11 protein-coding genes are annotated in these 12,321 nt (G+C 65.2%); 7 read left to right on the forward strand and 4 right to left on the reverse strand.

The window, feature by feature from the left end:
* Positions 1–415 precede the first annotated feature (415 nt).
* Entirely contained in the window at positions 416–2,038 is a 1,623-nt protein-coding gene (locus tag J2R78_RS02340; protein WP_057015669.1) for an inorganic phosphate transporter, read from the forward strand.
* Positions 2,039–2,129: 91 nt separating this feature from the next.
* On the opposite strand, the gene J2R78_RS02345 is transcribed toward J2R78_RS02340, so the two are convergent.
* Entirely contained in the window at positions 2,130–3,038 is a 909-nt protein-coding gene (locus tag J2R78_RS02345) for a LysR family transcriptional regulator (RefSeq protein ID WP_253609560.1), read from the reverse strand.
* A gap of 138 nt (positions 3,039–3,176) precedes the next feature.
* Between J2R78_RS02345 and J2R78_RS02350 the strand changes: the two genes are divergently transcribed.
* On the forward strand, positions 3,177–4,358 hold the full coding sequence (locus tag J2R78_RS02350) for a cytochrome P450 (RefSeq protein WP_253609561.1): 1,182 nt from the start codon (positions 3,177–3,179) through the stop codon (positions 4,356–4,358).
* 3 nt (positions 4,359–4,361) lie between these two features.
* On the opposite strand, the gene J2R78_RS02355 is transcribed toward J2R78_RS02350, so the two are convergent.
* Positions 4,362–5,534, reverse strand: coding sequence for a M20 aminoacylase family protein (locus J2R78_RS02355; RefSeq protein WP_057015671.1), 1,173 nt, complete (start codon positions 5,532–5,534; stop codon positions 4,362–4,364).
* Positions 5,535–5,796: 262 nt separating this feature from the next.
* On the opposite strand from J2R78_RS02355, the gene J2R78_RS02360 reads away from it, so the two are divergent.
* Positions 5,797–6,222, forward strand: a complete 426-nt coding sequence (locus J2R78_RS02360; RefSeq protein ID WP_057015672.1) for a hypothetical protein — start codon at positions 5,797–5,799, stop codon at positions 6,220–6,222.
* Positions 6,223–6,265: 43 nt separating this feature from the next.
* Here J2R78_RS02360 and J2R78_RS02365 read toward each other — a convergent pair whose 3' ends face one another.
* Both J2R78_RS02365 and J2R78_RS02370 read right to left on the reverse strand, forming a co-directional pair.
* The gene (locus J2R78_RS02365; RefSeq protein ID WP_253609562.1) at positions 6,266–6,892 is read right to left on the reverse strand and encodes a pyridoxamine 5'-phosphate oxidase family protein; all 627 of its coding nucleotides are present in this window, start codon (positions 6,890–6,892) and stop codon (positions 6,266–6,268) included.
* A gap of 164 nt (positions 6,893–7,056) precedes the next feature.
* Positions 7,057–7,827: an IclR family transcriptional regulator C-terminal domain-containing protein gene (locus J2R78_RS02370; protein ID WP_253609563.1), complete on the reverse strand. Its 771-nt coding sequence runs from the start codon at positions 7,825–7,827 to the stop codon at positions 7,057–7,059.
* Positions 7,828–7,997: 170 nt separating this feature from the next.
* On the opposite strand from J2R78_RS02370, the gene J2R78_RS02375 reads away from it, so the two are divergent.
* The 4 genes from J2R78_RS02375 to J2R78_RS02390 all read left to right on the forward strand — a co-directional run bounded on the left by J2R78_RS02375 (position 7,998) and on the right by J2R78_RS02390 (position 12,314).
* Positions 7,998–8,489 (forward strand): MaoC family dehydratase, encoded by a 492-nt coding sequence (locus J2R78_RS02375; RefSeq protein ID WP_253609564.1) that lies wholly within the window; start codon positions 7,998–8,000, stop codon positions 8,487–8,489.
* An 11-nt stretch (positions 8,490–8,500) separates the two neighbouring features.
* A complete protein-coding gene (locus tag J2R78_RS02380; protein ID WP_253609565.1) occupies positions 8,501–8,953 on the forward strand; it encodes a MaoC family dehydratase in 453 nt (150 codons plus the stop codon).
* Positions 8,954–9,189: 236 nt separating this feature from the next.
* On the forward strand, positions 9,190–10,497 hold the full coding sequence (locus J2R78_RS02385) for an MFS transporter (protein WP_253609566.1): 1,308 nt from the start codon (positions 9,190–9,192) through the stop codon (positions 10,495–10,497).
* A gap of 197 nt (positions 10,498–10,694) precedes the next feature.
* Complete coding sequence (locus J2R78_RS02390; RefSeq protein ID WP_253609567.1) at positions 10,695–12,314, forward strand: GMC family oxidoreductase; 1,620 nt, start codon at positions 10,695–10,697, stop codon at positions 12,312–12,314.
* Positions 12,315–12,321 lie beyond the last annotated feature (7 nt).

Genomic DNA, 12,321 nt, shown 5'->3' on the forward strand with positions numbered 1-12,321 from the left:
GTCATGTTCACGCCATGACGTACCCTGAGGCGGGCGCGCTGCGCGGTTTGCTAGCCCCGATCGTGCGGCGCGCCACCTCATCTCTCATCAATCCGCCTCCCTCATTCGCGATCCTCCCACTCGCAGGCGCCCGCCGAATTCTCCGGCTGCCCGGCCGGCCGGATGCCGGTGTGACGTCCTCCGCACATTGTCTCGCCCTGCGAAACGCAGGCCACAGCTTTCCGTCGCGATCCGCGATCCCTTTTTGCTGACGATTGCCACGAGGCCGCGAAGCCACGTGCGCGCTCAATGCGTTGCACAAAAATTCGGCTCGATGTCCACCGTCACCGCAAACCGGTGCATCTCGCGGGGCCGGATTTCAATTGCTTGTCATATGCATCGATCAAAATCGGGAGCATTGGGACAGGAGTTTACCATGAGCGATATGGCGTTACCCGGCTCGATCGAGCCCGCCCTGAAAAAGGGTCCGGACCTCGACAAGGGCTTTCATCCTCTCACCGGGGTTATCTATTTGGGCGTGGTCGCGGCCGCGCTGCTGTTCGTTGCCTACAGCATCTATGCCGATGTCGACGCCACCGGCACGCGCATCACCTCGTTCCTGCCGTATATCCTGCTGTTCGTCGCGCTGCTGATCGCGCTCGGCTTCGAATTCGTCAACGGCTTCCATGACACCGCGAACGCGGTCGCCACCGTGATCTACACCCGCTCGCTGCCGGCGCATGTCGCCGTGGTGTGGTCGGGCATGTTCAACCTGATCGGCGTGCTGCTCTCCAGCGGCGCCGTCGCGTTCGGCATCGTCTCGCTGCTTCCGGTCGAACTGATCCTGCAGGTCGGCAGCAGTGCCGGCTTTGCCATGGTGTTCGCGCTCTTGATCGCCGCCATCATCTGGAATCTCGGCACCTGGTGGCTCGGCCTGCCGGCCTCGAGCTCGCACACCCTGATCGGTTCGATCATGGGCGTCGGCATCACCAACGCGCTGCTGCGCGGCCGTGACGGCACCTCGGGCGTCGACTGGTCGCAGGCGACCAACATCGCGAAGGCGCTGCTGCTGTCGCCGCTGTTCGGCTTCGCGCTCGCCGCCGGCCTGCTCTACCTCCTCAAGATCGCGCTGCAGCGCGCGACCCCGGCGCTGTTCGGCGAACCGGTCGGCGACCAGCCGCCCCCGTGGTGGATCCGCGGCATCCTGATCCTGACCTGCACGCTGGTCAGCTTCTTCCACGGCTCCAACGACGGTCAGAAGGGCATGGGCCTGATCATGCTGATCCTGATCGGCACGGTTCCGACCGCCTATGCGCTGAACCGCGCAATGCCCTCGAGCCAGATCGAGCTGTTCACGGCGCACTCGACCGCGGCCAGCAAGGTCATCGAAGGCAAGGCCGCCGGTTACAACGTGATCGGCAATCCGCGCCCGGCCGTGACCAACTATGTCGCGCAGCACCAGATCAACGAAGGCACCTTTCCGTCGCTTGCGGTGCTGGTGCGCGACATCGGCCAGCAGGTTGCCCAGTATGGATCGCTGGCCAAGTTCCCGGCTGACGCGGTCGGCAACACCCGTAACGACATGTACCTGGCGTCCGAGGCGATCCGTTTCCTGATGAAGGACAAGGAAGCCGAGCTGACCGCTGCCGACATCGCCACGCTGAACCAGTACAAGGGCTCGCTCGATGCCGCGACGAAGTTCATCCCGAGCTGGGTGAAGTTCGCCGTCGCCATCGCGCTCGGCCTCGGCACCATGGTCGGCTGGAAGCGTATCGTCGTCACCGTCGGCGAGAAGATCGGCAAGACCCACCTGACCTACGCGCAGGGCGCCTGCGCCGAGATCACGGCGGCCGCGACGATCGCGGCGGCCGACGGCTACGGCCTGCCGGTCTCGACCACGCACGTGCTGTCGTCAGGCATCGCCGGCACCATGGCCGCCAACGGCTCCGGCCTGCAATGGGCCACGATCCGCAACATCGCGATGGCCTGGGTGCTGACGCTGCCGGCCGCGATGATCATCTCGGGCGTTCTCTACTACGTGTTCTACCACCTGTTCTGACGCCCCACGCTTTCGGCGCAGCAACGCGCCGGACAAAGGCCCGCACTCCGGTGCGGGCCTTTTGCTTTGGACCTGCAGCCCGGCTCCTCGCTCAGGCGGCGCAGGCCTTCGCAACCTCGGCCAGCAGGCCGCGCGCCCATTTGTGCAAGCCGGATTTGGCCGTCCGGGCGCCCCAGTACATGTCGATCGAGATCGGCACGCGGAACGGCAGCGCAGCGACATGGAGGCCGCCGCGCATCGCCCGCGCCAGATGATGCGGGATGGTCGCGACGAGCCTGGTGCCGGTGATGATGCGCTCCAGACTGTCGTGGTTCGGAAGGCTGACCACCGGCTCGATCTCGATTTCCCTCACCTTCAGCGCCTCGAGATAGAGCGGCTGCCACTCGCCGCTGTGGGTGATGAAGACATGCTCGGCCCTGGCATAGGCCGACAGCGCGATCCGGCCGCGCGCCAGCGGATTGGCCCGATCCATCACGCAGACATAGTGGTCGGTGAGGATATGGCGCCGGAAGAAGCTCTCGCCGACGATCCCGACCGGACCGAGCACGATGTCGCACTGGTTCTGCTTGAGATGGACGTCGCCGTGGCCCGCGGCATCGAGCAGGACGAGACGGACCCGCGGCGCGCCGGCACGCAGCCGCGTGCTGAATTGCGGGATCAGGGTCTGGCGTTCGTGATAGTTGCAGGAGATCGTCACGCTTCCCTGCGCCGTCGCCGGATCGAACTCCGCCGGTGATGCAAGCCCGTCGATCTCGCCGATCATGTCCCGCGCCCAGGCAACCAGCGCCGCACAGCGTTCGGTCGCCGTCACGCCATTGCCGCTGCGAACGAACAGCGGGTCATGCAGCGCACCGCGCAGTCGCTCGATCGCATAGCTGATGGTGGACTGGTTGACGTCGAGCCGCTTGGCCGCCGCGGAGAACGACTGCAGGTCATAGACCAGCACGAGGGTCCGCAGAGTCCCGATGTCGATCGGATCGATCGAGGAATTGGCCACCACGCTGCACCTCCCTGCATTACTGGCGGCCAGCCTAGCACAAGGTCATAGAATATTTCGATGAGCCAGATCGATCCCATCGAATTGAGCGATCGCGCGCCTGGAGCTAGCTTTGGCGAAAAAGCGCTTCCGGGAGGACCAATGACCAGCGCCGTGCCTGTCGTCACCGATATCGCGTATCAGGATCTGCTCGACGACCCGTATCCGATCTTCCGCCGCCTGCGCGAGATCGCGCCGGCGGTCTTCGTCGCGCCCGCGAAGCTGACACTGGTGACGCGCTTCGACGACATCATGCGGATCGAGCGCGATCCCGCGACCTACTCGGCCGACAATCCGGCCTCGCTGGTCAACAAGGTGATGGGGCCGACCTTCATGCGCAAGGACGGCGCTGAACACGCGATCGGCCGCAAGGCGATCGAGCCCTCGTTCCGCCCGGCCACGATCAAGGAGCATTGGGCACCGAAATTCACCGCGATCGCAGAAAAGCTGATCGATGATCTGTTGGCGACCGAAGAGGCCGATCTGTTCTCCGCCCTTGCCGCGCCGATGGCCTCGCTCAGCCTGATGGCGATGATCGGCTTTCGCGCGATGCCGTGGCAGACCCTCGCCGAGTGGTCGCAGGCGCTGATCGACGGCGCGGGCAATTACGCCGCCGACGCCGAGATCGAGCGCAAGGCAATGCAGGCGAGCGCCGATGTCGATGCCGCGATCGACGCGGTGTTCGACGATCACCGCAGCCAGCCGAATCCTTCGATCCTGTCCTCGATGGTCAATGCCGATCCGTCGATGCCGATCGAGGGCATTCGCGCCAACATCAAGGTGATCATCGGCGGCGGCCTGAACGAGCCGCGCGATGCGATCCTGACGCTTGTGCTCGGCCTACTGGAAAACCCGGCACAGAAGGACGGCGTGCTGGCGAAGCCGGAGCTGTGGCCGGCCGCGCTCGAGGAAGCGGTGCGCTGGATCTCGCCGATCGGCATGTATCCGCGCCGCGTCACCCGCGACGTCGATCTCTCCGGCACCACGCTGCCGCAAGACCTTCAGATCGGCCTCTGCGTCGGCGCGGCGAACCGCGACGGCAGCCGCTTCGCCGAGCCCGATCGCTTCGACGTGACGCGGCCCAAGCAATCGCATCTGGCATTCGGCGCCGGACCGCATTTCTGCGCCGGCACCTGGGTGTCGCGGCTCACCGTCGGCAAGATCGTGGCGCCGATGCTGTTCGCGCGCCTGCGCAATCTGCGCCTCCGCGCGGAGGCGCCGCCGGTCGTGCGCGGCTGGGTGTTCCGCGGTCCGGTGACGCTGCCGGTCAGATGGGATGCGTGAACCTCACGCCGCCAGCGCGTTTTCCACGATCTTCACGAAATACGACGTGCCGAAGACGATCGCCTCGTCGTTGAAATTGTAGGCGGGGTGATGCAGGCCGGCGCTGTCGCCGTTGCCGCAGAAGATGAAGGCGCCGGGCCGCGCTTCCAGCATGTAGGAAAAATCCTCGGCGCCCATCAGCGGCGGCATCTCGTGCACGTTGGACGCGCCCGCGACCTCGCGCGCGATGCGGCTCGCGAATTCGGTCTGCGCCTCATGGTTGACGGTGACCGGGTAGCCGCGCTCATAGGTGAGATCGATCTTCGCGCCGGTCATCTTCGCAACGCCATCGACCACCTCGCGCACGCGCTTCTCGATGAGGTCGCGCACCTCGCGGGTCAGCGTGCGCACGGTGCCGCGCAGCTCCGCGGTCTGCGGGATCACGTTGCGGGCGTTGCCGGCGTGGAATTCGCACATCGAGATCACGGCGGAGTCGAGCGGATCGACGGTGCGCGCGACGATCTGCTGCAAGGCGGTGACGAGCTGCGCGCCGACCAGCACGGAATCGATGCATTTGTGCGGACGCGCGGCGTGACCGCCGAGCCCTTCGATCTTGATGTCGATCGCATCGGTCGCGGCCATGATCGGGCCGGTGCGGATCGCGAACGAGCCGATCGGAATCCCCGGACCGTTGTGCATGCCGTAGACCTGCTCGATGCCGAAGCGATCCATCAGGCCGTCCTTGATCATCGCGGCTGCTCCGGCCCCGCCCTCCTCGGCCGGCTGGAAGATCACGACCGCCTCGCCGGCGAAATTGCGCGTCTCGGCCAGATAGCGCGCCGCCCCCAGCAGCATCGCGGTGTGGCCGTCATGGCCGCAGGCGTGCATCTTGCCCGGCGTCTTCGAGGCGTAGGGCAAATTGGTCTGTTCGTGAATCGGCAGCGCATCCATGTCGGCGCGCAGGCCGATCACCTTGACGTCGCCCTTCGCCGGCCCCTTCTTGCCCTTGATGACCCCGACCACGCCGGTCTTGCCGAGCCCGGTCGCGACCTCGTCGCAACCGAACTCGCGCAACCGGTCGGCGACGAATGATGCAGTGCGGTGCACATCGTAGAGCAGCTCGGGGTTTTCATGGATGTCGCGGCGCCAGGCCTGGATATCGGGTTGCAGATCGGCGACGCGGTTCACGATGGGCATGAGAATTCTGGCCTCAGAGGTTGGACGTAAGTCATCTCTAGCATGCAAGAGCCGGTCCACCCAAACAGATGTGGCATGCTCGCGGCTGGAGCCTGCATTCGCAATCGGGATGCGGGCCGTCCCTCGCTGGACTTTGCGCAGACCTCAGGTCTGATATCATCGCATCCGACCAAAGCCTAATAGTGCGGCACATATCCCGCACGGATACTACCCCAGGTTTCCCGCACCGAAATCCTCCCGCCTTCCAACACGGAGCGGCTGCATGACGCCGGATCAAGCGGTCCTGTTTTCCACCATCATCCTGCTGGTGCCGATGGGATACTTCCTGCTGGCGGCGCCGGCGTTCCTGCTTGTGAAGCTCGACGTCCCGCCGGTCACACGGCTGCTGCGTGGCATGTTCAATGCCTACTTCCTGGTGCTCACTGTTTCGGGCGTGATCGGCACGCTCGCCTTTGCCACGGCCGGCCGGTTCGCCGTTGCGCTTGGCATCGCCTTGATCGCGGCGTTCGCGGTGCTGGCGCGCCGATGGTTCTTGCGGCGGCTCGATGCTGAGGCGGACGCGCGAGACTCGGGTGATCCCACCGCGGTGCGGCGGCTGCGCCAGCTGCATTGGGGCGGCATGCTGTGCAACGCGGTGCAGGTGTTCGCTCTGGTCGGCAGCATTCCCTACATGGCGCCGCTGCCCTGATCGCGGTTTGCTCGCTCGTCCGGATGCGGTTCCCGGCTGTCCGCTATGCGTCACGTTTCCGATGCGGATCGTACTTCGAAAGCACGTCCTTGAGATAATCCCGGCTTTTCCATTCCGGGGCGGGCGGCTCGTACCCGGGCCGAGGCACGTACAGATTCGCCGGTACGTCCGCTGAGGCGCCCATCAGGTCCGGAACGTAGCGCGGGCAATTTGGAAAGATCTCGCATTTGACGCGCACGACGACCTTCGCGCCATGATGCCCGGCAAGCACTTCGGCGCTGTCGTGGATCGTTGCCTTGCCTCGGATGCGCGTGCGAAACGTCTTGCCGTCGAGCCGTACAAACAACAATCCGACGTTCGGGTTGCGCTGAATATTGCCGAGCGTGCGGTACATGTTGTTGCCGTCGTACTCAGGGAATTCAAGCGTATCAGGCCCGGTGATCTTCACGAAGCCGGGATCGCCGGAACGCATCGAGCAATCGACGTTGTCCTGATAGCTGGTCGCGATGAAAAAGAAGCGTGTCTCCTCGATGAGCTTGCGGTCCTGTTCCCAGAACTCGAAGTGGAGGCGATGCTTCTCGAGGCCGTCGGCGACACGCCGACCGTCGAAGCGGTCCTGCAACTCACGCATTCCGTCGTGATAGAAAGGGGCGCGGACTGGGTCGGCCACGGCAATCCTCCGGCAAGTTGAGCAATCGATCTGCACTTTGACGTGGCCGCGATTTTCCTTGGCAGTTCACCCGGCCAGCAAGGCGAAAGACTATTCATTCGGCATGGGCGTGGAAAGCCATCCAGGTCCGGAGCGGGTGAAAAGGCGTCGATAACGGCCGTCCCCTACCCTGATGTCAGCATCTGGCTGCGGATCTCCTGCGCGGTGCGGCGCAGCGGCAGCAGGAACTTCTTGCGCGCGCCGGCTTCGCTCACCGTTCCCGAGATCGTGTTGACGCTGAGCGCGGCGACCACCGCGCCCGCGGGATCGCGCAACGGCACCGCGATGCCGCAGATCGCCGGATCGAGCTCGCCATCGACCCAGGCATAGCCGTCGCTCTCGACGCGCGCGAGCAACTCGCCGAGACGCTCCGGATCGGTGACCGTGCGCGGCGTGACCTGCCTGAAGCCCCCGGTCGCGAGATAAACCTCGCGGGTGCCGGGCGGCAGCGCCGCGAGCATGACGCGACCGAGCGACACCAGATGCGCGGGCAGCCGGCTGCCGACGCCGAGATTGGCCGAGAGGATCCGCCGCGCCGGCAGGCGCAGCGCATAGACGATCTCATCCTCGTCGAGCACCGCCATCGCGCAGGACTCGCCGATCTCGTTGCGCAGATTTTCCAGCGCGCGCTGCGCATGACCCCAGTATGGCAGCGCGTTGAGATAGGACAGGCCGAGCCCGAGCGCGCGCGGCCGCAGGCTGAAATAGCGTCCGTCGGACGCGCAATATTTCAGCGCGACAAGGGTCGCGAGGATACGCCGCGCGGTGGCGCGGTTGAGGCCGGCAGTATCGGCGGCCTCCGCCAGCGTGTGCCGCCCCGGCGGCTTGCCGAGTGCCTCGATGATCGAGAAGCCGCGCGCAATCGCGCGCACGAAGCCGTCACTCTCTTTGCTCATGGCGGGCGCCCAGCTGGTTCCGTCATCGCGCTCACGACATCGCAGCCCGCATGGCTGCCTGCACATGACGCGGCTCTGCGCGCTTGTCAGGGGCTCCCGACCACGCTAGCGTCAATTCATACAGCGAATTAATTGTTCGCCTGGCGAACTCAGTAGCAGGAGGATGCACGATGACGCAAGCAGAAAGTTCTGCGGCCACCCCGTTCGAAACCGATTTCTGGAAAGACGCGAAGCTGCGCAAGGTGTGGGACGACATCGTCCCCGGCGAGCCGCGCAAGACGCTGCCCTACAAGCTCACGCAGGAAGCGATCGCGCTGTACTGCCGCGCAGTCGGCGAGACCAATCCGCTCTATCTTGACGAAGCAGCTGCGAAGGCCGGGCCCTATGGCGGGCTGATCGCGCCGCCCGCGATCCATATCCTCTTGATGTTCGCCTGCACGCCGGCCGACGACTGGATGCGCTCACCGGGCACCGTCAATGCCGGACAGTCGTGGAGCTACAGCATCCCGGCCCGCCCCGGCGACACCATCACCCTGCAGGCTCGCGCACTCGACAAGTTCATCAAGCGCGAGCGGCTGTTCGTGGTGCACGACAACGTCTTCTTCAACCAGCATGGCGACGTGATCTGCTCGGGTCGCGGCCAGACCATCCGTCCGATGTAAGGAGGATCACCATGACCCCGGCGAATTTCGAATCTCTCAAGGCCGGCGACACCATCGACGGCCCGGCATTCGCGGTTTCGCGCGAATCGATCCGCCTGTTCTGCGATGCGTCGCTCGACTACAACCCGCTGCATCTCGACGACAACTACATGAAGGGCGATTTCGGCAAGACCAATTTCGGCGGCATCATCATGCACGGCATGAACAATTTCGGCCTGATCTCGCGCATGTTGACCGACTGGGCGCTTCCGGCCGGCGCGATCCATCGCAGGCTCGAAACGCGCTGGCTGAAGCCGGTGAAGCCCGGCGACACCATCCGCCCGGCCGGCACCATCAAAGCCAAGCAAACGACCGCGAAGTCACGCTGGGTGCTGGTCGACGTCGCCGTACAGAACCAGCGCGGCGAGACGGTCGCGGCCGGCGAAGCGATGCTGGAGTTTCCGCCGAACGCGAAGGCGGGCTAGCCGCGCGCACTCGATCGGAGCAACGGGCTCGACTTACCTCGCCCCGCCTGCGGGGAGAGGTCGGAATGCATCGCTAGATGCATTCCGGGTGAGGGGGAGCCTCCGCGAGGGTTGCTGTCACCGTCTATGGGAGACGGCCCCTCACCCCAACCCTCTCCCCGTAAGAACGGGGCGAGGGAGCCTACCGCCGTCGCGGCACCAACAAACAATCAAATAATCATTTCGAGGAGACTTTCATGCAGGATGCGGCCCATTCGCGGCTCTATGGACGGATCGCCTGGCGCCTGATCCCGTTCCTGCTGGCGTGCTACACGGTTGCGATTATCGACCGCTTCAACATCGGCTTTGCCAAGCTGCAGTTCCTGCACGACCTGCAGATCGACGACGCGGTGTTCGGGCTTGCCGCCGGCATCTTCTCGGTCGGCTATGTCGCGCTCGAAGTGCCGAGCAATCTCCTGCTGGTCAAGGTCGGTGTCCGCAAGACGCTGCTGCGGATCATGGTACTGTGGGGCGCAGTCACCGTGCTGCTCGCGCTGGTGCAGAACCAGTATCACCTCTATCTGCTACGCTTCCTGCTCGGCGCCGCCGAGGGCGGCTTCTTCCCCGGCATCCTGTATTATCTGACGCTGTGGTTCCCGGATCGCGTGCGCGGCCGCATGACGAGCCTGTTCGTGATGGCGGTGCCGCTCGGCGGCGTCATCGCGGGTCCCTTGTCGGGCCTGATCATGGATCACATGCAGGGCGTCCATGGCCTACATGGCTGGCAGTGGCTGTTCATCCTCGAAGGCGGCCCGGCCGTGCTGCTCGGCATCGCCGCCTATTTCTACCTCGCCGACGGACCGCAGGTCGCGAGCTGGCTGAGCGCCGACGAGCGGCGGCAGGTCGCAAGCGACCTCGCCCGCGACCGCGCCGCTGTTCCCGGCACCACGCGGAGCTTCGCGGCGGCGCTGCGCGAGCCGCGCGTCTATCTGCTCTCCTTCATCTACTTCGCGTTCTTCTGCTCGCTCAACACCATCCTGTTGTGGACGCCGACGCTGCTGAAACGCGTCGGCGTGGCGACCACCACCGAGATCGGCTGGCTGAGCGGCGCGATCTCGGTTGCATCCGCGCTCGGCATGGTGGCGATCGGCTACAGTTCCGACCGCACACGGGAACGGCGCTGGCACGTGGTCTGCTGCGGCCTCGTCGCGGCGGCCTGCTTCATCGCCTTGCAAGCCGCGCAAGACAGCGTGCTCCTGACCGTGACGCTGCTCGCCGTCGCCTCGATCGGCATCTTCGCGATCCTGTCGCTGTTCTGGACGATTCCGAACGCGATGCTGGAGGGCAGCGCCGCGGCCGGCGGCATCGCGCTGATCTCAGCGATCGGCTCGTTCGGCGGCGCGGTCTGCCCTGCCCTGATTGGCTGGATGACTGCCGCAACCGGGAGCATCTACGCACCGCTCGCCCTCGTCGGCGCCGTGCTCGGCATCGGCATGCTGACGCTGATCGTCTGTGTTCCCCGCGCGAGACATGAGGTCACACTGGCCGAACCGAGCCGCCCCTGATCATCCAGCGCACGCCCGGCATCCACTGCCGGGCTTGTCTCGACCGGCCGCGTCTGGATAGAACTCGGTCCTGACTCTGTCAGTACCGAGTTCTATTTTCTTGTATTGACGCGTTTTCTTCACGCGAACCGGGCTCCACTTCGCTCGAAAACGCTATAGAAGGGGCCCAACAAAAGACGCTTGCCGGGAAAGAGGACATGCCGCGAAGGCTCGAGGGTGATTTCGACTACATTATCGTCGGCGCAGGCACGGCGGGCTGCATCATGGCCAACCGCCTGTCGGCCGATCCGAAGAAGCGCGTGCTGCTGCTGGAAGCCGGCGGCAAGGACAACTGGATCTGGTTTCATATCCCGGTCGGCTATCTCTTCGCGATCGGCAATCCGCGATCGGACTGGATGTTCAAGACCGAGGCCGAGCCCGGCCTCAACGGCCGCGCGCTCGCCTACCCGCGCGGCAAGGTGATCGGCGGATCCTCCGCCATCAACGCCATGATCTCGATGCGCGGCCAGGCCGCGGATTACGACCACTGGCGGCAGCTCGGCCTCACCGGCTGGAGCTACAGCGACGTGCTGCCGGCGTTCAGGCGGCTGGAGGATCATTTCCTCGGTGAAAGCGAGCATCATGGTGTCGGCGGCGGCTGGCGCATCGAGGCGCCGCGGCTGTCGTGGCAGATCCTCGACGCGGTCGGCGATGCCGCCGAGGAGATGGGCATCAAACGCATCCCGGATTTCAACACCGGCGACAATGAGGGCACCAGCTACTTCCACGTCAACCAGAAGCGCGGCCGGCGCTGGTCGTCGGCGCGCGGCTTCCTCAAGCCGGTGCTGAACCGCAGCAATCTCAGGCTCGAAACCGACGTGCTGGTCGATCGCCTGATCATCGAGAGCGGCCGCGCTGCCGGCGTACTGTTCCGCCAGGGCAATGAGGTGGTGGAGGCGCGCGCCAGGGGTGAGGTAATCCTCTGCGCCGGCTCGATCGGAACCACGCAGGTGCTGCAGCGCTCCGGCATCGGTCCGTCCGAATGGCTGTCGCCGCTCGGCATCGACATCGTGCTCGACGTGCAGGGCATCGGCCATAATCTGCAGGACCATCTGCAGCAGCGCGCGATCTACAAGGTCTCCGGCGTGCGCACGCTGAACGAGACCTATTACAATCTGGTTCGCCGCGGCCTGATGGGCCTCGACTACGCATTTCGCCGCCGCGGTCCCCTGACCATGGCGCCGTCACAGCTCGGCATCTTCACGCGCTCGGACGCGACGCGCGCGCGCGCCAACATCCAGTTCCACGTGCAGCCGCTGTCACTCGACAAGTTCGGCGATCCCTTGCATCGCTTCCCCGCGATCACGGTGAGCGCCTGTAATCTGCAGCCGAGCTCGCGCGGCACCGTGCGCATCAAATCGTCCGTTCCCGACGACAAGCCGTCGATCGCGCCGAATTATCTGTCGACCGACGACGACCGCCAGGTCGCGGCCGACGCAATCCGCACCACGCGCAAGCTGATGAAGCAGAAGGCGTTGGAGAAATATCATCCCGAGGAATTCCTGCCCGGCCCCTCGGTCGGCGACGACGATGCTTCGCTTGCCAAGGCTGCCGGCGACATCGGCACCACGATCTTCCACCCCGTCGGCACCGCGAAGATGGGAACCGCCAATGATCCGATGGCCGTGGTCGACGAGCGGCTGCGCTTCTACGGCCTGCATGGCCTGCGCATCGCGGATGCCTCCGTGATGCCGACCATCACCTCGGGCAACACCAACACGCCGACGGCGATGATCGCCGAGAAGGCGGCCGCGATGATCCTGCAGGATGCGCGATAGAGAGACG

Origin of the sequence: Bradyrhizobium sp. USDA 4538 (assembly GCF_024171045.1) — a bacterium.
Classification (GTDB): Bacteria; Pseudomonadota; Alphaproteobacteria; order Rhizobiales; family Xanthobacteraceae; genus Bradyrhizobium; species Bradyrhizobium australafricanum.

Excerpts from the sequence above, each read along its gene's own strand:
- J2R78_RS02360 (WP_057015672.1), top strand. The coding sequence starts at position 5,797 with ATGACGCCGGATCAAGCGGTCCTGTTTTCCACCATCATCCTGCTGGTG.
- J2R78_RS02340 (WP_057015669.1), top strand. The coding sequence starts at position 416 with ATGAGCGATATGGCGTTACCCGGCTCGATCGAGCCCGCCCTGAAAAAG.
- J2R78_RS02385 (WP_253609566.1), top strand. The coding sequence starts at position 9,190 with ATGCAGGATGCGGCCCATTCGCGGCTCTATGGACGGATCGCCTGGCGC.
- J2R78_RS02375 (WP_253609564.1), top strand. The coding sequence starts at position 7,998 with ATGACGCAAGCAGAAAGTTCTGCGGCCACCCCGTTCGAAACCGATTTC.
- J2R78_RS02390 (WP_253609567.1), top strand. The coding sequence starts at position 10,695 with ATGCCGCGAAGGCTCGAGGGTGATTTCGACTACATTATCGTCGGCGCA.
- J2R78_RS02370 (WP_253609563.1), bottom strand. The coding sequence starts at position 7,827 with ATGAGCAAAGAGAGTGACGGCTTCGTGCGCGCGATTGCGCGCGGCTTC.
- J2R78_RS02350 (WP_253609561.1), top strand. The coding sequence starts at position 3,177 with ATGACCAGCGCCGTGCCTGTCGTCACCGATATCGCGTATCAGGATCTG.
- J2R78_RS02355 (WP_057015671.1), bottom strand. The coding sequence starts at position 5,534 with ATGCCCATCGTGAACCGCGTCGCCGATCTGCAACCCGATATCCAGGCC.
- J2R78_RS02380 (WP_253609565.1), top strand. The coding sequence starts at position 8,501 with ATGACCCCGGCGAATTTCGAATCTCTCAAGGCCGGCGACACCATCGAC.